The 20,359-nt window shown below is 49.9% G+C and carries 15 protein-coding genes; 8 read left to right on the forward strand and 7 right to left on the reverse strand.

From position 1 onward, the window contains the following. Positions 1-1,173 (reverse strand): efflux RND transporter periplasmic adaptor subunit, encoded by a 1,173-nt coding sequence (locus QWI17_RS05095; RefSeq protein ID WP_302721429.1) that lies wholly within the window; start codon positions 1,171-1,173, stop codon positions 1-3. Positions 1,174-1,337: 164 nt separating this feature from the next. Further along, entirely contained in the window at positions 1,338-1,961 is a 624-nt protein-coding gene (locus tag QWI17_RS05100) for a TetR/AcrR family transcriptional regulator (protein ID WP_302721430.1), read from the reverse strand. Positions 1,962-2,143: 182 nt separating this feature from the next. Between QWI17_RS05100 and QWI17_RS05105 the strand changes: the two genes are divergently transcribed. Continuing rightward, on the forward strand, positions 2,144-2,728 hold the full coding sequence (locus QWI17_RS05105; RefSeq protein ID WP_302721431.1) for a gluconate 2-dehydrogenase subunit 3 family protein: 585 nt from the start codon (positions 2,144-2,146) through the stop codon (positions 2,726-2,728). Between the two features lie 17 nt (positions 2,729-2,745). Further along, positions 2,746-4,464, forward strand: coding sequence for a GMC oxidoreductase (locus tag QWI17_RS05110; protein ID WP_302721432.1), 1,719 nt, complete (start codon positions 2,746-2,748; stop codon positions 4,462-4,464). Positions 4,465-4,564: 100 nt separating this feature from the next. On the opposite strand, the gene QWI17_RS05115 is transcribed toward QWI17_RS05110, so the two are convergent. Further along, the gene (locus QWI17_RS05115) at positions 4,565-5,125 is read right to left on the reverse strand and encodes a lipid-binding SYLF domain-containing protein (RefSeq protein WP_302721433.1); all 561 of its coding nucleotides are present in this window, start codon (positions 5,123-5,125) and stop codon (positions 4,565-4,567) included. Between the two features lie 185 nt (positions 5,126-5,310). On the opposite strand from QWI17_RS05115, the gene QWI17_RS05120 reads away from it, so the two are divergent. The 3 genes from QWI17_RS05120 to QWI17_RS05130 all read left to right on the forward strand — a co-directional run bounded on the left by QWI17_RS05120 (position 5,311) and on the right by QWI17_RS05130 (position 8,813). Beyond that, positions 5,311-6,267 (forward strand): 2Fe-2S iron-sulfur cluster-binding protein, encoded by a 957-nt coding sequence (locus QWI17_RS05120; protein ID WP_302721434.1) that lies wholly within the window; start codon positions 5,311-5,313, stop codon positions 6,265-6,267. 62 nt (positions 6,268-6,329) lie between these two features. After that, positions 6,330-7,643, forward strand: coding sequence for a gluconate:H+ symporter (locus QWI17_RS05125; RefSeq protein WP_302721435.1), 1,314 nt, complete (start codon positions 6,330-6,332; stop codon positions 7,641-7,643). 159 nt (positions 7,644-7,802) lie between these two features. Beyond that, positions 7,803-8,813 (forward strand): LacI family DNA-binding transcriptional regulator, encoded by a 1,011-nt coding sequence (locus tag QWI17_RS05130; protein WP_302721437.1) that lies wholly within the window; start codon positions 7,803-7,805, stop codon positions 8,811-8,813. Positions 8,814-8,886: 73 nt separating this feature from the next. Here QWI17_RS05130 and QWI17_RS05135 read toward each other — a convergent pair whose 3' ends face one another. Then, the gene (locus QWI17_RS05135) at positions 8,887-9,963 is read right to left on the reverse strand and encodes an acyltransferase family protein (protein ID WP_302721438.1); all 1,077 of its coding nucleotides are present in this window, start codon (positions 9,961-9,963) and stop codon (positions 8,887-8,889) included. Positions 9,964-10,121: 158 nt separating this feature from the next. Then, positions 10,122-11,033, reverse strand: a complete 912-nt coding sequence (gene nagK, locus QWI17_RS05140) for an N-acetylglucosamine kinase (RefSeq protein WP_302721439.1) — start codon at positions 11,031-11,033, stop codon at positions 10,122-10,124. A 722-nt stretch (positions 11,034-11,755) separates the two neighbouring features. Between nagK and rdgC the strand changes: the two genes are divergently transcribed. The 3 genes from rdgC to QWI17_RS05155 all read left to right on the forward strand — a co-directional run bounded on the left by rdgC (position 11,756) and on the right by QWI17_RS05155 (position 14,867). Next, positions 11,756-12,670 (forward strand): recombination-associated protein RdgC, encoded by a 915-nt coding sequence (rdgC, locus tag QWI17_RS05145; RefSeq protein ID WP_302721440.1) that lies wholly within the window; start codon positions 11,756-11,758, stop codon positions 12,668-12,670. Further along, positions 12,667-13,227, forward strand: coding sequence for a glutathione S-transferase family protein (locus QWI17_RS05150; protein WP_302721441.1), 561 nt, complete (start codon positions 12,667-12,669; stop codon positions 13,225-13,227). The genes rdgC and QWI17_RS05150 overlap by 4 nt, the downstream gene beginning before the upstream one ends. 128 nt (positions 13,228-13,355) lie before the next feature. Beyond that, positions 13,356-14,867 carry a tryptophan halogenase family protein gene (locus QWI17_RS05155; RefSeq protein ID WP_302721442.1) on the forward strand — a complete coding sequence of 504 codons (1,512 nt, stop codon included), beginning with the start codon at positions 13,356-13,358 and terminating at the stop codon, positions 14,865-14,867. Between the two features lie 24 nt (positions 14,868-14,891). On the opposite strand, the gene QWI17_RS05160 is transcribed toward QWI17_RS05155, so the two are convergent. Both QWI17_RS05160 and QWI17_RS05165 read right to left on the reverse strand, forming a co-directional pair. Beyond that, entirely contained in the window at positions 14,892-16,403 is a 1,512-nt protein-coding gene (locus tag QWI17_RS05160) for a tryptophan halogenase family protein (RefSeq protein ID WP_302721443.1), read from the reverse strand. Between the two features lie 134 nt (positions 16,404-16,537). Continuing rightward, positions 16,538-19,612, reverse strand: coding sequence for a TonB-dependent receptor (locus tag QWI17_RS05165; protein WP_302721445.1), 3,075 nt, complete (start codon positions 19,610-19,612; stop codon positions 16,538-16,540). Positions 19,613-20,359 lie beyond the last annotated feature (747 nt).

Raw genomic sequence — 20,359 nt, forward strand, 5'->3', positions numbered from 1 at the left:
TTACTCCCCCTGTGTGCCCACTTCAACAGCGTTGACTTTGGCACCGGGCTTGATTTTTTGCAGCCCCGCGACAACCACTCTGTCACCCGCGGCCAAACCGCTTTCAACGAGCCACTGGCTACCAACCGCGCGCGAGGCGACCACAGTGCGCGACTCAATTTCACTGCTTTCATTGACAACCAGCGCTGTCGCGTTACCTTCGCGGTCACGCGTCACACCGCGTTGGGGAACCAGTACTGCGTTGTCGTGCACCCCCTCATTAACTTCTGCACGAATAAACATACCCGGCAATATCAGGCTGTCGGGATTTGGGAACAAGGCGCGCACTACCACAGTACCGGTAGTTTCATTCACACTCATATCTGAAAACTGGAGTTGCCCTTCATGTTCATAGACCGAACCATCGTCCAAAATTAGACGCACGCCCGGTGATTCTGACTGAGAGATTTTGCCCTGCATCAGCTGACGGCGCATTTGCAAAATGCGTTTAGCCGGTTGGGAAACATCAATGTAGATAGGATCCATTTGATGGATAGTCGCCAAAACTTGCGACTGTCCAGCCGAGACCAGCGCACCTTCTGTTACCGATGAAACACCGATACGACCACTAACCGGCGCTTTTACTTTGGTATAGCGCAAATCGATTTCCGCCGTTTGCAAAGCGGCCTGACTCACCGCCACATCGGCTTGTGCCTGCTCAAATGTGGCCAGGGCATCGTCGTACTCTTGCTGGCTTACCGCTTTTTCTTTAATCAGGTTTTTATAGCGCGTCTCGCGCGCTTGTGCTGTGGAAAGATTCGCCTGAGCGCGCTGCAGTTGGGCCCGGGCGTTCGCGGCCGCGGCTTCATATCGGGCCGGGTCGATTTGGTAGAGTTGCTCACCCATCTCCACTTCGGCGCCTTCGGTAAACAGACGTTTTTCAATAATGCCACTGACTTGCGGGCGCACCTGAGCTTTCCGGTAAGCGACCGCGCGACCAGGCAGTTGGTTACTCAGCTCAACTCGCTGCTCCTGCAAAGTCACCACCGATACCTCTACCGGCCCCCCGGCGGGCATCATGCCGCCACCGCCTTGTTGTTCTTCACAAGCCGCCAGCACTACCAATGCCAATGCTGCGGCGATGGTGATACGCCCAACTCGGGCCCATTTTCCTAGACTAACATTAGCGAACATCTCTTACTCCTGACCATGTGGGCCTGTATTGCATGGTGAATGACGATAAAGTCAACGATGAACAAACGTTCATTATCACGCAAGTCGAATCCGATTACGCGTCGAATAACAAAACTTTGAAAGTGTAAGGGCTTATTTACACTGTGAGCCTGCCACTCACGGTGTTAAGCGTTACTTGAGCCCTGGGGATGACGCTGAATAGCATCCCAGCAAGCATCAATAATGGCATCTAGCATGTCATTACTGACATCAACCAAACCGAGAAAGTGCTCTCTGGCCAGATTACACAGCGGGTCGATACACAGCGCAGACAGTACCTCATCGGGTAAGTCTTTTAACTCTTTAGAATCCCGACCAACCTGATACATGTCGCTGATAGGCTTAACCGGATCGAAAACCTCGTCCCGACGGTCTAAAAGAGCGCGCATATCGTCGCTTTTACTGCCGAACAAAAGATCGGGCGGCATTGAGTCAAACTGACTTTTGCTCATCATAATTTCGGGTGATTTCAAACTAAAGCGCCATAAATTGCGCGCGATTTGGCAATACTGAGCCTTCAGCGGTCCACTGCCATCGACGTCTGCCAACAGCTGGCGACCGACCTCGACAATAATATCCTGGTGAAGCTGCTGAATTAGGTCTTCTTTATCGCAAAAATAAAGATATATCGTACCGGCCGCCACCCCTGCTCGCTCCGCCAACTGCTTCATGGAAAATCCATGAAAGCCCCGCTGAGATAGCAGGCAAAGTGTTGCATACAAAATTGCCCGGCGCTTGTCGTCAGCCATAGATCTCGTCACACCCAATGAACATTCATTCATTTTATACCGACTCACACCTCAGGTAAAGCAGGTTCATGCCGGGAATCTCTAGTATTTACACAAGAACTGTTAAGCTAATTAAAGCCGCTTGTTGGTACATGAAGGCGTCTGCTTAAATTCAAATATCTATAATAATTATGAGTAGCCACATGAAACACTCTATGAACCCTTCTCGCCGCCGGGCGATGAAATCTCTGGCCGGGCTTATGGGGCTTGGGCTTGGTGCCGGGCAACTACAGGCACTGGCAGCATTCGAGCCGGCAAAAGACCAACCAAGCCAGATATTTAACCTCAGCCAAACTGTGTGCGCGCAAGCGCTGGCCAACGTCATAATTCCAGCAACGCAAACACCGGGCGCCGGTGATATAGGCGTTCACAATTATGTCGACCATCACCTTCATGCCTGCGGCAGTGATCAGGAAAAGGGCCTGGTCACAGCGATGTTCGACAAACTCGATCAAATTGCGCAAAAAACGTTCGCTGAAAGATTTTCCAGCATCACGTCCGAGCAACAAAACGAATTCACTCAAGCACTGGCGAATGGCCAATTACCCTTCAGCAATAGCGATAAAAGCGGTTTTGCTTTGTATAAGCAGCTGGTCGTCTTCGGCTATTACACCAGCGAAATAGGCGCCACCCAAGAGTTGAGTTACCTGCCGATACCGGGAGGTTTTGACGGTGACTACACCTTTGCCGAGGCAGGCAAGGCTTGGTCCCTGCAACCTTTTATTTAACCTACCGGAATTTCGCTATGAGCAATTCACCTTATATTCAAACCGCCAATGAACCTTTCGACGCTATTGTGGTGGGCTCCGGTATCACCGGTGGCTGGGCTGCAAAAGAGCTTACAGAGAAGGGACTAAAGACACTTTTGGTTGAGCGGGGCCAAGCGGTCGAGCACCGTAAAGATTACGTCGGTGAAGGCGTCAAAGCCTGGGATATGCCCCAGCGCGGCCGCGTCGACAAAAAACGGGTCGACGAGCAACATTCCATACAACAAGAGTGCTACGCCTTTAACGACGCCACCAAACAGTTTTTCGGCAACGATCGCGACTACCCCTATCAACAAGAAAAGCCCTTTTCCTGGATTCGGGGCAACGCCTTCGGTGGCAAGTCCCTGCTCTGGCATCGTCAAAGCTACCGCTGGAGTGACCTGGACTTTGCAGCCAATCAAAAAGACGGTCACGGCGTCGACTGGCCCATTCGCTACAAAGACGTCGCCCCCTGGTACAGTTATGTGGAAAAGCATGCGGGCATTAGCGGATCGCGGGAAAATCTCGCCGTACTGCCAGACAGCGAATTTTTGCCGGCGTTTGAGTTTAATCAAGTAGAAAAGGACATCAAAAAGCGCATTGAAAAGCGCTACCAAGACCGCAAAATGATTATAGGTCGCTGCGCTCACCTGTCCGAGCCTGCACAACACCACGTAGAGCAAGGTCGTTACAAATGCATGGCGCGCAACGAGTGCCAAAAAGGCTGTTCTTTTGGCGCTTACTTTTCAACCCAAAGCTCCACGTTACCCGCGGCTCTGAAGACCGGTAATTTATCGATTGCCACCGACAGTGTCGTGCACAGCGTCATCTACGACGATAAAACCAATCGGGTCACCGGCGTTCGGGTTATCGATGCCGAAACATTAGAGACGCGTGAGTACTATGCCAAAGTAGTTTTCCTGTGCGCCTCGACCCTGGGCACGACCCAAATTATGCTTAACTCCAAAAGCGACGCCTTCCCTACCGGCATTGCCAACTCCTCTGGTGCGCTTGGCCACTACTTAATGGACCACCTGTACGGAGTAGGCGCTACCGCCGATGTAGAAGGGTTCCACGATGCCTACTACAAAGGTCGCCGCCCGACCGGTATTTACATTCCGCGCTTTCGCAATGTTGAAAAGCAGGATGCCAACTTTTTACGCGGCTACTCTTTCGCGGGTAATGCCCGGCGCGACAGTTGGCAATCACTAGCCAATGGCCCACTGTTCGGCCTCGATCTAAAAGAAAAGATTCGCAACGCCGGGGATTGGCATTTTCGCATGAACTGCTCCGGCGAAATGCTGCCACACTACGACAACCATGTTCGTCTGCACGATAAGCAAACCGACAAATGGGGCATTCCTCAGCTAATCATGCACTGCGAGCGGCGAGAGAACGAAGAAAAAATGATTGCCGATATCGCCAAAACCTCGGTAGAAATGCTTGAGTCCATTGGCCTTAAAAACGTGAAGTCTTTTAACAACCCCTACACGCCCGGGCTTGCTATTCACGAAGTGGGCACGGCGCGCATGGGGCGGGACCCAAAAACTTCCGTATTGAATGGTTACAACCAGAGCCACGACATTCCCAACCTGTTTGTTACCGACGGCGCCAGCTTTGCCTCCAGCGCCTGGCAAAACCCCTCTCTAACCTTTATGGCCCTCACCGCGCGGGCCTGTGATTACGCGGCTAATGCGCTTAATCGAGGAGAGATTTAACATGAGAAAGAGAGGGGTAATTCCCCTCCCCTTCTCATCACACAGACTGCGACATAAGAATATCTTGCGTGAGCCAAGTTGGTCATTGGGTTAATATCGGCTAGAGGCTTTCATACTTGAATTTCTGTCCACTCAAGGCAGCTTCGTACATCAGGCCACCTTTGGCATGGGTAAATACCGCGACACCATTGTTATACTTTGCTCTTTGCACACCAGCGTCATCAGAGGTGCCGGAGGCACCTGCCGCCATCCCGGTAGTACCCACTTTGGCGCTGGCACTTGCGGTAATTGCCACAGCACTGGCCTGAGCGCCAAACTCAAACTTGCCCGTTTGAAAACGCTGTAAATCGGCCTTGGTGGCAAAGAAGATTATCTCGCTAAAAGCTTGCCCTCCCAACTGCATACCGATACTGAGTTGAGTCATACTGGTATTGCCAACATGACGATTGCTTTCATACACACGCCCCTTGCCGTGCGCGCCACCAATGCCAATTGCGCCTTTGCCAATGGTCGGAAACACCGCGTACCCGTGCGCACTTTGAAAAAAGTCCTGTACTTGAGCGGAATTTTTAAAGGTATTTACAGTAGCCTGATAAGGGTCTTGCGCACTCGATACGCCAGCCCAAATGAATAGCACTGCGACGCTGATGACTCGAAACATATGGCACTCTCTTTTGGTTAAGATAAGGATTGAGCAGTAAACAGCAGCCAAATTGGCTGAACATATTTGAATATTCGGACAGTTTACCCCGCAAGTGGTTCTATGGCCTAATAAGTAGGCGTGAAGCAACGCACAGTAAAATTACCTTTTAAGGGCACAATTTTTCTACTTCAGTTAAATGGAATATGACGAAAATACTCTTTGAACACCACAGCTTGCCCGTACCCACAGGTAAAAATGTGCTGGATACGTTGCTTGAAGCAAACCAACAAATCCCCTACAGTTGCCGCCAGGGTGTATGCCAGTCTTGTTTGGTTAAAGTCGAGACCGGATTCATTCCGCCCCAGGCACAGGCTGGCCTAAGCAGTGATCAAATCAATAAAAAACTGATACTTAGTTGTAGCTGCTACCCCGACTCGGATATGGAGTTACAACGTTACTCCCCCAAAGATGATTTAATCACCGCGCAGGTAGCCAGTAAACGCCTGTTGCGGCCTGACATACTGGAACTAAAACTAGACGCCAAACTTAAATTCCGGGCGGGACAATACGTCACACTGTGGCGCGATGAGCAAATTGCCCGAAGTTTTTCCCTGGCGAGCATGCCCGATGAGCGCTTTTTGAGCTTTCACATGGATATTCGACCCAATGGCCTATTCAGCCAGTGGGCCCATAAAACACTCAAAGTGGGAGATACACTTGGGCTACAGGGGCCCATTGGCGAGTGTTACTACCAAGGCAATACAGATCGTCCGTTACTGCTTGCGGCAACCGGCACGGGAATAGCGCCATTAGCCGCAATCGCACAAGACGCACTAAACCGGGGCCACGAGGGCGACGTTCACTTTCTGGCCTGCGCCCGCCATTTTGACTCACTTTACTGGAGCCATGAATTACAGCGCTTAGCCAGAAGTCACCCTCAGTTTAAGCTCAGACTGCTAGCCTTGGAGGGCCCACCGCCCCATGGCGGCGAAATTGCCGATGTTTACTCATTAATTCGCAATGAATTTGCGCCTTTGAACGATTTTGAAGTTTACATCTGCGGCGCTGCCAGCTTTGTTGGCAAGTTGCGAAAACAGTGCTTTCTCGCCGGAGTAAAGCCCCGCAATGTATTTTGCGACGCCTTTGAGGCAGGTGGCTGACAAGACGCAAATGACTGATTACACTGGGCACTCCAAAAATGATAAAAATGTGAGAGCCCACCATGGACCTGTTAGCCATAGCAGCCACAATTGCCCTGTTAATCAGTTTAATTGTCTGGCTTAAACTTCACCCCTTCATCGCCTTTTTAATTGCATCACTATTTGCAGGTTTTGCCCTTAAGTTACCGGCCGATCAAATTCCCGGCATCATCGAACAGGGCATTGGCAACACGTTGGGCGGCCTAGTCGGCATTGTCTGTCTGGGCGCCATGTTCGGTAAGCTGATCGCTGTCAGCGGCGCGGCGCAGAAAATCGCCAATGTACTGATACAGTTTTTTGGGCAGCGTATGATCACTTGGGCGCTGATGCTTACCGGCTTTATTGTCGGCATTCCTCTCTTTTATAACGTGGGGTTTGTGCTCCTTGTGCCATTGGTGTTTTCAGTGGTGTATCGCTCAAAATTACCCGCGGTTTACCTGGGCATTCCCTTGCTTGCTGCGCTGTCTGTGACTCATGGTTTTTTGCCGCCACACCCCTCTCCCACCGCAATGGTACCTATGTTCAATGCCGACATTGGTACTACCCTGCTTTTGGGGCTTTTGGTGGCCGTGCCTACCATGATCGTGGCCGGCCCACTGTTTGCGATGACACTGAAGAACATACAGTCCAAGCCACTTGAAACCTTCCTTCCGGCAGAACTGAAGGACACCGAACTGCCCAGCACCTGGAATAGTTTTATCACCGCCCTATTGCCCGTTGTTTTGATTGCAAGCTCTGTCGCGCTACCTAAACTCGCCAGCAACGAGCAACAAACGCAGTTACTGCAATTTATCAGTAATCCACTGGTGGTTATGCTGCTAGCCCTACTGGTCGCCACTTACACCTTGGGTATTAAACGTGGAACCTCGGTGACAAAGTTAATGGTGCACTACGGCGAGGCGGTAAAGGACATTGCGTTGATTGTTCTGATTGTCGCCGGTGCCGGCGCTCTTAAGCAGGTATTTATTGCCAGTGGCGTGAGCCAAACATTGGCCGAACTGCTCAACGGCGTGGACATAAATCCGTTACTGTTGGGCTGGCTCATTGCGACAATCATCCGGATTTGCCTGGGGTCAGCTACGGTTGCGGGCCTAACGGCCGCGGGCATTATGGCGCCTGTCGTAGCGGCAACGGGCGCCAACCCCAATTTAATGATTCTAGCCATTGGCGCTGGCAGCTTAATGTGTTCGCACGTTAACGACTCCGGCTTCTGGATGTACAAAGAATATTTTAACCTCAGCCTTAAACAAACCTTGATGTCCTGGACGGTAATGGAATCAATTGTCGGTGTCGTCGGTATTGTGGGCGTTTTGGTCATTAATGGGTTAATCACTTAAAACTTAGCGCGCAAGCGAGCGGCACTGGCGTTCGCTTGTAACTTTTACTCGAAAATGGCGCCAGAAACCTGTAAAATCAGTTATCAAAAGCGTCTCTTGGCTGTTTACAGAAAAGGGAGCCAATAACATCAATCAGGGATTTAGCGATCACTCGGCACTATGAAACCGACTATTAAAGATGTAGCTAAACTCGCCGGCGTTTCCTTCAAAACAGTATCGCGTGTTGTAAACAACGAAGGCACCGTTGGGCAAGACCTGCAAGATCGCGTGTGGAAAGCAATTAAACAGCTTAACTATAGCCCCAACCTGTCAGCACGTGGGCTGCGCGGTGCCGCCTCATCCATTGGGTTTATCTACGATAACCCCAACAGCAACTACGTTATTGATATGCAGCGCGGCATTCTCGATGAGTGCCGCAAGCAAGGCTACGAACTGGTCATTCACCCTTGCGATGCTAAAAATCATTCAATTATTCAAGAAGTACTGGACATGATCGATCGCAGTCGCATCGGTGGTCTGGTATTGACCCCACCCATCTCCGAGAATCAAGATATTCTCAAGGCTATTGCCGAGCGTGACGTTAAGTTTGTACGGGTATTATCTGGCTCCAGTGCACCGGATGAACTGTCACCGTGTGTATACATTGACGACCGCAATGCAGCCTATGCGATTACCGAACATTTAATTAATTTGGGCCACCAAGACATTGCGTTTTTGGGCGGGGACGAGGAGCACCAATCCAGTGGCGAGCGCCTTGAGGGCTATAAAAAAGCATTGATAGATCACAACATAAAATTTTCAGATAGACGTGTGCTGCCCGGCAGTTATTCGTTTGAGTCGGGGGTTGAACGTACCCGTATGTTGCTTTCAAGCCCAGGTGTACGTCCCACAGCAATTTTCGCCTGTAACGATGAAATCGCTGCCGGCACTTTGTTCGCGGCACGTATTCAGGGCGTTGATGTTCCCAACCGGCTTTCTATTGCCGGCTTCGAGGACAGCCCCTTCTCTCGTCAGGCATGGCCAAATTTAACCACAGCCGCGCAGCCAACCAGTACTATTGCCCAGAAAGCGGCGAACCTACTGATAAAATCTCTGCGCAATGGGAAAAAGGTAGAAAGCGAAGGCTTCTACCCGGAGCTTATTGTGCGCGAGTCCACGCAGGCTCCCTAATTCGCCCCCCAATATAGCTACCGCATTGCGCTTACAGACTGCTTGACATAAAAAAGGCCCGAAGGGCCTTTTTTTAGATCGAAATAACAATTTTTTTCTTGTCCATCCACCAAGCCACTAGCCAAAGAATGGCGACGTGAATCAAAGCAAAGGCAAGAGAGGCGTTGTATTCATTAAGGAAACTATTAAAGGCTTGAAAAATAAACTGATACAACGATTGGCCGTCAACACTGAAAAGATAGTAACTTTTCACCCAGACAATACTAAGAATATATATAAACAGTGGATTTTTACCCAACTGAGCAAACCCAACTTCGAGTGACCTTGCCAAGCTTAATTTTTCAAGCTGGACCAAAGCCAACAAAACCAAAATAGCAGCGCCACTTGTCAACAAGACAAAGGAACTGGTCCACAAGGATTTGTTGATTGGGAAAACCTGATGCCACGTTAAGGCGACGGCAATACTGGCTACTGCGACTATCACTAACTTAATCTGGGCCTTTGCTTTATTTTCGCTGGCAATCAGCATCCGCGCCGCCTCAAACCCGAAAATTACATTGACGATCGCAGGGAATGTACTCAGCACCCCTTCGGGGTCAAAAGCCAAGCCTTTGCCTTGCCACAGATGATCGGCACCCAGCACTGCCAAGTCAATCTGCCGTACTATATTGCCAGTCAGGCCATAAGGATCGTCAACTAAATTCATCAAACCCCAGTAGCCCAATAGTAATGTAGCGCTGATCATCAAGCGCGCAACACCGGGCAGCCACACAATAAAAGCAGCCGCGCAATACGCCAAGGCTATACGCTGCAGCACTCCGAGAATTCTAAGCTCGTCGACACTGCCACTAAACGGATAAAAATTCAGCAACAACCCAATCAAAAACATGAGCGCGGTGCGTTTAATTATTTTTACGGTGCGAACACTATAGGGAATGCTAGCTTGCGAACGGTTGGAAAAAAACATCGCCGAGCCAACAATAAACAAAAAGAAAGGAAATATATAATCTGTGAAGGTAGCGCCATGCCAATCGGCATGCAGTAGTGGCGCGTAGACGTAAGACCAGGAACCGGGGGTATTGACTAACACCATCAATGCCAACGTTAGGCCACGCATGGCATCGAGAGCGACATACCGTTGCTTCGCCATAAAAAATCTCCCAGTTTTGGTCGAACAGGAGCGCCACTGGCACATGGCCCGACATGTTATTGTTTACTTTTTTATATCGCCGTCAACCTGCTCTTACCAACGAGCAAGTTTAGTTTATGCAGTAGCCAAGTTGACCTCTAGATTGAACGAAAGGAAAGTTACTCGGCGACTGCTTTTAACTCTGTCTCAAATCGGCTGCGAGCATAATGCACTGCACCAAACTCTGGCTGATTCAAAGGTTTTGACATTTTCTCAGCGATATCTTTATCCATCCAGTCCACAATGCGCTGTGAAACGCCGCCAAGCATTGCCATACGCGGAGGGTTGAGTTCCCAAAGCCTACGAGCAACATCGGTCAAATACTTCGCGCCCTCCTGAACAATCTTAAGCGCAATTTCATCGCCTTGCTCGGCAGCGGTAAATACCAGCGGTGCCATTTTGGCGTAATCGCTCGATTTGGCTCCGCTTAGTCTCTCCACAATCATAATGCCGCGCGCCTGCAATTGCTCTGCCACCAACTCAGTCATCGCTGTCTTGGGGCCAAGTTCATCCGAGTCCAGCAATACTGCTTTAATACACTCCAGCCCCATCCAGGCGCCGCTGCCGATATCACCTAAGGGGAAACCGTGAGCTCCCAAGGTTAACGACTCGTTACCCACGTGCGCAAAACCACACGAACCCGTTCCCGAGACAATAACAGCCCCGTCGTCTTGGCTGTGCGCAGCAACGCACGCAATATGAAGGTCGGTAGTCAGATACTGGGCATAGTAGGGATGGTCCCACTGCTTGACGATTGTGTATAAACTGGGGACGTTTACGCCGGCAAGACCGAGGCCTGCGACGATGCGAGATTTATCTTCGGGTTTTAAACCTGCCGAACGCAATGCATTATCACTGGCATTAACAATCGACTCTAAAGCGCGAGCTACACCGTGATAAGGGTTTGCAGGGCCGCCATTGCCTTCGCCAATGACTTGATTATTCTGATCAACCAGTATGGCGCGACACTTGGTACCGCCTCCATCAACGCCTAAATAAAGCAGGTTTTCGGTTGCTGGTTGAGAGCCCATGATATCCTCGTTATATATTCTTAGTATGGCCAATCGCCGGAACGGTTCGCAGTCTACAGCAGCGCCCCGTTAAAAAACTAGGTAGTGCTGGCACCCCGATTTAAAAAGATGGTTGGTGCCCGTGGGCACCAACCATAAGGAGAGCCATGATAGATGATACATACAGTCCTTGCGTATCGCGCAATGTCTTCCCTGTCACTGCGATTCGGTCGGCCACCGTCAAAATGCCCATAATAACGACAGCCGATCCAAATTCTTTTGTTGCCCTTCGTTTTCTCAGCCTGCTGGACAACGTTGTCCGATACCTCAACTTTAGGCCTGAGAGACAACGTTGTCAAGCATTATTTTTGATCAAGCCAATATTGCTTCACCATATGTTTTTCATATAATTCAACAAGTTAAGAGATATTTGGGCTATTTAACAAACTTTATTACGCTCACAATTGGCGTTTTGGGTCTCAAACTGGTCCATATTCGCGGCCAGTCACGCAGCAGCGTGTGATGCGCGATTCGCCCCAATTACCGAAACCTGAGCTATATAGGGTAGGTAATCACGAAGGTGTTAAGCCGCGCTCAACAAAGCGAACTTTGTTTAATATTATTATTCGCAAACAATGCGTGAGCTGAGCCTCGGATTGTATCGTCGTCATAGTCCTATCAGGTGGCAAATGGTAAACTCGCGGCCCTTTTTAATGACGCCCTGATACGGAAAAACAAACAATATGTGGTACAAGAACTTAAGAGTTTTCCGCCTGCAAGACGAATTCACCCTAACTCCGGAGGCTTTGGCGGAGCACCTGGAGTCCGCTGAGTTTGTTCCTTGTGGCAAGATGGATCTATCGCGCTATGGCTGGGTATCACCGCTCGGACCAGACGGCCAATCTCTGGTACACGCTGCCAACGGCCTGATTGCTCTGTGCGCAAAAAAGCAAGACAAAATTCTTCCCGCTGGTGTCATCAAAGAACAATTGGAAGATGCTATTCGCGACATCAAAACCAAAGAAAGCCGACCGGTAAGCCGCAAGGAGCGGGAGCACTTGAAGGAGGAGATTACTTTCTCTTTATTGCCGCAGGCTTTCGCCAAATCAAGCGTCGATCATGCCTACATTGATACCGCGAACCGTTTACTGATTATCGACACCGGCAGCGCCAACCGGGCCGAAGAACTGATTAGCACCCTGCGCGAAGCGCTGGGATCTCTGCGCTGTATCCCTCTTTCACCTCACAACGCCGTCACCAATACACTTACCCATTGGCTTAAAGGTGGCAACCTACCCGCGGACTTTACTCTGGGCGATGAGTGCGAACTCATGTCCAGTCAGGATGAGCGTATCATTCGTGGCAAAAAACTCGACCTACTCGATGAGCAGCTCACTCAACATCTGGACACCGGCATGTTTGTGAGCAAACTTGCCATCCACTGGAAAGAGACCATTAGCTGCGTCGTTGACGATCAATTTTGCTTTAAGCGTGTGAAATTTGCCGATTCCTTGCTGGAAAGAGCCGGCGACCGCTCACCTGACACTCTGGCCGAACAGTTTGATCATGAGTTTGCCATAATGGGGCTAGAGCTAACCGCATTCATCAAGGCCGCCCTGCACGCATTTGGCGGCGAAGCCGAAGGAGAGTTCACATGAAGCTGTATGGAAGCTACACCTCCCCCTATGTCAGACATTGCCGTATTGTTTTATCGCAGATTGGCGAGGACTTCGAGTTTATCGAGACAGATCGCGCGGGAAGCGCGATCAAATCACCCACCAAACGGGTACCGTTTTTAGAAGATGGTAACATTTGCCTCACCGACTCCAGCGCTATCGTCAAGTATTTGCGCGAAAAGGCTAACACCCCATTCTTGCCCGATATTGCCGATTACGACAGTTACTGTTTAACCAACACCGCTCTGGATGCCGCCGCCAATGTGTTCTTTCTGGAGCTGGACGGTGTTGGGCCAGCACAAAGTGATTATCTAAAGCGTCAAGCTGATCGTATTAAATCGAGCCTTGACGCTCTAGAGCTGAAAAACCTGGCTGAAAAAGCGCCGTACAATGACTTTGAACTCAAGCTAGGCTGTTTTTTGGATTGGGGGCTGTACCGCGAACGAATCTCCCTGAAAAGCTATCCAAATTTGCAGGTATTTTTACAGGGTATAAAGCAATATCCCTACTTTGCGGCGACAACGCCTCCACCGCTTTAGGCAATGACTGTCGTAAATCAAACAAGCGCCAATTTATCCCAAATTTAACGGCGTACGGCTGGGGCTAGTTTCTCGATTCGGGTATAGTCTTAAATAACTCGCGACACAGTACAAAGAGGGGCTACACCTTGCAAAACAGTAAAGTCAAAAACATCGTAATTGTTGGTGGCGGTACAGCAGGTTGGATGACGGCCGCCTCTTTAGCTCACAACCTAAAGATTGACGGCCTTAAAATCAGCCTGATCGAATCCGAGGAAATTGGCACGGTGGGCGTTGGTGAGGCCACCATTCCCAGCATTCGTAGCTTTAATGACTCGCTCGGTATCGATGAAGTTGAATTTCTGCAAAAAACGCAAGCTTCGTTTAAGTTAGGCATTGAGTTTCGCGACTGGCGTGAACTGGGCTCGAGTTTTTTCCACCCCTTTGCCGATTATGGGATTGACTTGGCAGGTATTCCCTTCCACCACCACTTGAATCGATTGCGCAGCACTGGACAAAACGTAGACATTGCGGATTTTTCATTCCCCACGCAACTGGCGAAGCAAAATCGCTTTGCCCAGCCCCACCCTAACCCACCGTCTCCTTTAGCCGATTACGGCTATGCCTATCATTTCGATGCAGGTCGCTACGCGTTGTTTCTACGCAATTACGCGGAACAGCGCGGCGTCGTACGCATAGAAGGGAAAATTGAGCATATCGAACAAAACGATAACGGGGACGTTGCGACATTGACAACTGAGTCTGGTCAAAGCGTCAGTGGCGAACTTTTTATCGACTGTTCAGGTTTTCGGGGTTTGCTCATTGAGCAGACCTTAGCAACCGGCTACGACGATTGGCGCCATTGGTTGCCTTGTGATAGGGCTATTGCGGTGCAGAGTGAAATGGGTGGAGAGATTACTCCATACACCCGAACCACGGCAAAAGATTCAGGCTGGCAGTGGCGAATCCCCCTGCAACACCGAACGGGGAATGGTTATGTTTATGCCAGTGATTTCTGCACGCCCGATCGCGCCGAAAAAACATTATTAGATGGCCTCGACGGCGCCCCGATTACCGAACCTCGCAAGTTTGAGTTCGTTACCGGAAAACGTAAGAATATATGGAACAAGAATGTCTTTGCCATTGGATTGTCTGGCGGCTTTCTGGAACCACTGGAGTCCACCAGCATCTCATTGATACAAACCGGTATCAGCAAACTGCTGAATTTTTTTCCATACCATGGCATTAATGAATGGGATCAGGCTGAGGTTAACCGGCAGCACAGCCACGAGTTTGAGCGTATTCGAGATTTTCTAATCCTGCACTACAAGGCCACGAAACGCGACGACTCGCCCTTCTGGCGCCACTGTCAAAGCATGGAAATCCCCGAAACCTTGCAGTTAAAAATGGCACTGTTTGAAAATCGTGGTCATGTGATGATGCTGGAGCCCGAAGCCTTTGAACGCGACAGCTGGGTCACTATGTACTGCGGCTATGAAAAATACGCTGCTGATTACGACCGCCGCGCCGACACGATATCCGATAACGAGCTGAACGCTCAGCTTGAGAAGATGAAACAATCCATTGCCAGCGCGGCTAGCCAACCCCTTAGCCACAGTGAGTTTATTCGTCGCCACTGCGCGGCACCGAAACCAGATTGACTGCCCAACGCGTGCAAGCCAGCCTTATTTAGGTGCTGGCGCGGCACAGTGCTGGCGGATAAACTCTTCGTGGCTGGGCGCTGAATTTACCGCTGAGGCAACCGCGTTGCGCATGTCCTCTAGGGCTTTTTGCAAATACTCAGGGCTCATCCGATCGATACGCTGATCGTACTTTTCGGGTAGATAGTTAAAGCCATCGTAAATAGCTATCCAACTGGGCGGACCGAATATCTCTATTGGATAGCGAATAAGCTCTCCCCGCTCACGAAACGCGGCTACTTTTTCCGCCAGTTTGTCTGGCAAAACCATATCACGGCACTCGCGCCAGAACGCGCTATCATCACGTTGATTCAGCTTGTAATGCAAAATAATAAAATCGCGAACCCGCTCATATTCTTGAGCCGTCAAATCATTAAACTCATCCACATGTTGTTTTGTGAAAAACGGTCCCCGAAAGGCTCGGCGAATTTTCTCAATAGCGGTTTCAATAAGCGCAATGCTGGTGGACTCTAACGGCTCCAGAAAGCCGGACGATAAACCGACAGCAATAACATTTTTGTTCCAGGCTTTCTTACGTCGCCCAGCAGTAAAACCAAACTTGCGAGGCTCGTGCAACCACTCTCCTGAGGTATGTTCACGTAACGTGGTAATAGCCTCGTCTTCACTTACATACCGACTACAATACACATGGCCATTGCCCTGGCGGTGCTGCAACGGAATTTTCCACTGCCAACCGGCCTTATGTGCCTGGCTAACGGTGTAGGAAGGTGCCGGCCCCTCGCGAGTGGATTGCACCGCCACGGCGCGGTCGCACATTAGCCATTCGCTCCAATCCTCGTAGCCTGTCTCTAACGCCTCTTGGATCAGCAAACCACGAAATCCGGAGCAGTCAATATACAAGTCCGCGGACACCACCTCACCATTATCCAAAAACAGTGATTCTACTCCAACGTCAGCGTTTGCCTGAATTCGCTCAATTTTTGCGTCTACCCTCCGCACGCCATTTGCTTCAGCGTATTCGCGCATAAGCAACGCAAATTGGGATGCGTCAAAATGTAAGGCCCAGTCAAATACTGACAGTTCGGAGGGTGGGCGAGGTGAAGGTTCAATAAACTTACTCTGCTGCGCCAAATTCACCCCTAAAGAGTAGTCGGCAAGCTTGCTGGTATCGCCGGTACTGCGTAGCTTCATCCAGTAGTGGATAAAATCAATACCATTTGCCTTCTGACCGTAAAGCCCAAAGGGGTGTATAAAATCAGACCCCGGCTGATACCAGTCTTTGAATTTTATACCCAACTTGCACGTCGCCTGGGTTCGGCGCATGACATCCATATCGTCCAATCCCAACTCGGCGTAAAAACGCCGCAATGTTGGAATTGTCGCCTCGCCGACACCAACGGTGCCAATTGCTGAGGATTCAATCAAGGTAATCGAAATGGCAGTCTTGCGGAAGTGTTTGCTCAGCATCGCAGCCGTCATCCATCCTGCCGTACCGCCACCGACTATAACAATCTTATGAACTTCTTTTGTATTCACAGGCCAACCATTAGGAGAATCTTTTCGACAGCATATATAAAAAAACCGCCGGTAAAAACCCTAAGGCTCCTAACGGCGGCTAATTTGGTAAGCGAATATAACCTAAGCTATATCCGCCTATCCGGCTTCAGAACTTAGAAGTTTACGCGAGCACCCAGTGCCCAGCGAGCTTCGTAGATATTCTGGAATGCTTTTTGATCTGCGTATTCCAGATAAGTTTGCTGGAACTCTTCGGTGATGTTCGAACCGTTCAAGTATACAGCAACGTTATCAGTCACATCCCAAGTTACGTTCAGATCCAATTGACCGTAGTCATCCTGATAAAGGTTTTGACCACCAACTGCATCAGTACCTACAGTAATCAGACGAGGAGAACGGAAGTTGTAGGCCAAACGAGCTGACAAGAAGTCGTTCTCAAACCAACCTACGATGTTGTAAGTATCTTCTGAGTTGTTAACGAATGGAATCTCAGACCCGTTAATGCCAGTACCTTCTTGAGAACTGTCAGAGAATGTGTAGTTCACGTCAAAACCGAAGTTAGACAAGAAACCGTCGGTAATGTCCGCAAACGCAACTTTCGCTGCCAATTCAACACCCTGAACTTCACCACCAGTGCCCTGTACAGGTGCACTAAACGGCCAAGGTCCACGACGAATACCGTCAGCGTCTGGCTCGTCGATCATCACGGTACCGCTGGATACGAAGCTATCGATTTCAATATTGAAGATCGCAGCAGTCAACGCAGAAGCGCTACCCAAGTACCATTCCGCTGTCACTTCCATATTGGTAGCGCGAGTTGGGTCCAGCTCCGGGTTACCACTCAAAGAGCCGCCATTCACACGCATGCAATTACAGTCTTGGTTAAACACACGACCGGTAGACTTAGCGCCGCCCCAGGTCAGCAGGTTCAAAGGCTGCATGGTTTCACCGTAGGCAAAACGCATCTTGAAGTCGTCAGTAAAGTCGTAGGCCAAGTTCAACGCCGGCAAAACATCGGTATAGCTACGGGTCGTGTACACATCACCGTCATCGTAGTTTACGCCCGAGTGAGGCACGCTTTCGCCCGTTACGTTCTGAACAACGGTCAACTCGGTTTCTACAACTTTAACGCCCAAGCTACCAGTCAGATTGCCAACTTCGAAGTTACCGTTCAAGAAGTAGCTGAATTCATCCAAACCAACGCTGTAGCTTTGACCTGGCTGAACAAACTTAGACTGCTCGCCAAATACGCGCTCTTGATACGCCAAAGTATCATCGAAGGCTTTAGGGTCGGCAACCCAAACACCTGGAATACCAGATACACCGCCGATGCTGTCCAGCCAAATTACGTCGTTGTTTTGGTCAAGACGCAGCGGAGGAATCAGGGTGTAGGCTTCGTAATGATCTTCATAACCCGTAATATTTCCATCTTCGTCGGTGATAGGGTTTTGAACCCATCCGCCGTCACCATCGCTCAGGCGCTCTGACTGACGCAAGTTTGGATCACACTCTGACGTGCCGGAGAATTGGTCAACAGCCTTCCATTGAGCAGAGCAGCCAGTGTCGGGGAAGGTCGCAAAGTAAGAGAAAACATCGTGATCTACTTTGCGCTCACTCTGACGAACACCAAAATCAATACTGGTCAAGAATGCCGCATCGTCAAATGCGTAATTCCAGCGGGTGCTGAAGGTGTTCAACTCGCCTTTATCGTCAGTATTGTTCTCGGAAGAGATTGCACCAACATGATAAGAGTCGATGTTAGACATGTAGTCAGCAACCGACATTTGTCCTTGACCGCCATCTACCATTTGGTCGAAGCCGGAGAACACTGGGTGCTCACCTGATGCGTCATAACCGATAGTCCAGTCGGTACCAGTCATACCACCGGGAGAGTACTGGACAAAACAGCCACCAAATTCACCAGTCGCAGTACCGGGGATCACACCGTATTGGTCACAGTACTCAGCCTGCAGCATACCGCCTGGGCCAGTAACAAGGGTACCGCTGTCGATACTCATCATATCGCCTTCGATGTAGCCGTGGCGCATAGAGGCGGTCGCATCAGCACGAGTCACACGTACCTGACCGGTCAACGGGCCGCCGTTATCGAAGTTCAATTCAACGCTGGCGTTATTAGACTCTTCAGTGTTGCGGTTAACCTGAGTGAACGACTGGAAGCGGTATGGACGCGCGTCATAGGCGTTAACACCTACCCAGTTCTGATCATTCCATGTCCAGGAATCGCCAGTAAAGCCGCCTTCAGCAGGTGTGGCGTAGGTGGTAAAGGTTTGCCAGCGGTTATTCTGAGAGAAACCCATACGACGGTTGAAACGGTCTTGCTTGCTGTAGAAGTAATCAGCAACCAACTCAACGCTGTCAGTCAGCTGAGCCTGGAACGATACGTTAATACCATCGCGGTTACGCTCTTCTTCTTTGTTGAAAGCGGCAAAACCCTGAGGTACGACGTGATAGTTATCACTGTACAACGGCTCGCCGCCCCAACCCATAATGTTCGGGTTAGCTGCACCAATACCGCCATTTTCAGAGGTATCAAAGTAACCATTGTAGTTGGTGGCGAGATTCTTCTCAGTGGTTACGGCACTGATCAATACACCCCAGTTTTCGTTGTTGTAACCAATCAAACCGCTGATGGTAGGATCGTATTCATCGCTGATGCTGCCGTGATCAACTTCGGCTTGGCCAGAGAAGGTGAAACCTTCATCCAGATCGAAAGGACGACGGGTTTTCAGATCGATAGTACCGGCAATACCCAAAGAGGTAAGGTCAGCGCGGGCAGACTTGTATACGTCCGCACCAGAGAACAGCTGAGAAGGCAAATCGCCAAAGTCAGCGCCTGAAGAGTCGATGGTAGTCGCACTCAGGAAAGTCTCACCATTTAAGGTGGTGTCTACGTTACCCAAGCCGCGGATCTGAACCGGACCACCTTCACCTGCAGTACGCTCAACCTGGATACCAGGCACACGCTGCAGCGAGTCGGAAATGGTTACGTCGGGAAGCTTACCGATGTCTTCGGCAGAGATGGCGTCAACGGTAGATGCCGCGTCGCGCTTAGTGTTAACGGCGTTTTGTTGCGAAGCATAAACACCGGTTACCACAACCTCTTCGAGCATAGGCTCGTCTTGAGCTTGTACATATGCGGATGCTAACAGGCAGGACGAAATACTGGTAGCCAGTACCTTCCTCCGGAAGTTGCCTTTGGTAGTTTCCATAACTGTCTCCTCACTATCATTTTAATGTTATTTTGAAACATTTGACGCCCCACTAGGTGATTGCTAACACCTTTCGGACACGCCGGATGAACTCAGTCAACTTTTTATCGGTGTATAACACCTGCACATAATGTTTATGCGCAAGGCGCTACAAAACCGTTACAAGCCTAAAACCAACTAAATACAAGACTCGTATATTACGGAATGTAGTTTTACACCCGCCCCGACAACGTTGTCAAGAAAGTTTTTTGTAGGTAAGCGCGAACCCACCAATATAGTCACATCGACCAAAACAAATTATTTCCTTTAGTAGCAACAGGTTACAGAATTATTGCAAACAAAAAAAAGACCTAATCAAAGACCCAAAAATGTTCGAAAAAACGACACCTGACAACGTTGTTCGGCAGTTATTAGAATCGCCGCCACGCAATATTTTCATTACACCCCATCAAACATGCACAGCGGTGTGGCGCAAGCAGGCCAAACACAGAGGGAGAGATACAATAACCGCGCCTACCAACAGTGAATCCAGGCGCTTTATTGGTGCACTCCCCTCTCGCACACGTGCAAGCTTTGGAAACCGAAGGAAAGCTTTAACACTCGAGTCATTGCCCTATTAAGACATTCTTACGAGTGGCTGGCAGCACTTAGCCGGCAGAATGAACGCGACACAATGGCACTCTTCCACTCAGTGCAAGACACAGCTGTATGCGCACGGCATAATCTGACAATACAAGTGTGCTCGCA

The sequence above is a fragment of the Gilvimarinus gilvus genome (assembly GCF_030518155.1).
Taxonomy (GTDB): domain Bacteria; phylum Pseudomonadota; class Gammaproteobacteria; order Pseudomonadales; family Cellvibrionaceae; genus Gilvimarinus; species Gilvimarinus gilvus.

Excerpts from the sequence above, each read along its gene's own strand:
- QWI17_RS05095 (WP_302721429.1), bottom strand. The coding sequence starts at position 1,173 with ATGTTCGCTAATGTTAGTCTAGGAAAATGGGCCCGAGTTGGGCGTATC.
- QWI17_RS05100 (WP_302721430.1), bottom strand. The coding sequence starts at position 1,961 with ATGGCTGACGACAAGCGCCGGGCAATTTTGTATGCAACACTTTGCCTG.
- QWI17_RS05105 (WP_302721431.1), top strand. The coding sequence starts at position 2,144 with ATGAAACACTCTATGAACCCTTCTCGCCGCCGGGCGATGAAATCTCTG.
- QWI17_RS05110 (WP_302721432.1), top strand. The coding sequence starts at position 2,746 with ATGAGCAATTCACCTTATATTCAAACCGCCAATGAACCTTTCGACGCT.
- QWI17_RS05115 (WP_302721433.1), bottom strand. The coding sequence starts at position 5,125 with ATGTTTCGAGTCATCAGCGTCGCAGTGCTATTCATTTGGGCTGGCGTA.
- QWI17_RS05120 (WP_302721434.1), top strand. The coding sequence starts at position 5,311 with ATGACGAAAATACTCTTTGAACACCACAGCTTGCCCGTACCCACAGGT.
- QWI17_RS05125 (WP_302721435.1), top strand. The coding sequence starts at position 6,330 with ATGGACCTGTTAGCCATAGCAGCCACAATTGCCCTGTTAATCAGTTTA.
- QWI17_RS05130 (WP_302721437.1), top strand. The coding sequence starts at position 7,803 with ATGAAACCGACTATTAAAGATGTAGCTAAACTCGCCGGCGTTTCCTTC.
- QWI17_RS05135 (WP_302721438.1), bottom strand. The coding sequence starts at position 9,963 with ATGGCGAAGCAACGGTATGTCGCTCTCGATGCCATGCGTGGCCTAACG.
- nagK (WP_302721439.1), bottom strand. The coding sequence starts at position 11,033 with ATGGGCTCTCAACCAGCAACCGAAAACCTGCTTTATTTAGGCGTTGAT.
- rdgC (WP_302721440.1), top strand. The coding sequence starts at position 11,756 with ATGTGGTACAAGAACTTAAGAGTTTTCCGCCTGCAAGACGAATTCACC.
- QWI17_RS05150 (WP_302721441.1), top strand. The coding sequence starts at position 12,667 with ATGAAGCTGTATGGAAGCTACACCTCCCCCTATGTCAGACATTGCCGT.
- QWI17_RS05165 (WP_302721445.1), bottom strand. The coding sequence starts at position 19,612 with ATGGAAACTACCAAAGGCAACTTCCGGAGGAAGGTACTGGCTACCAGT.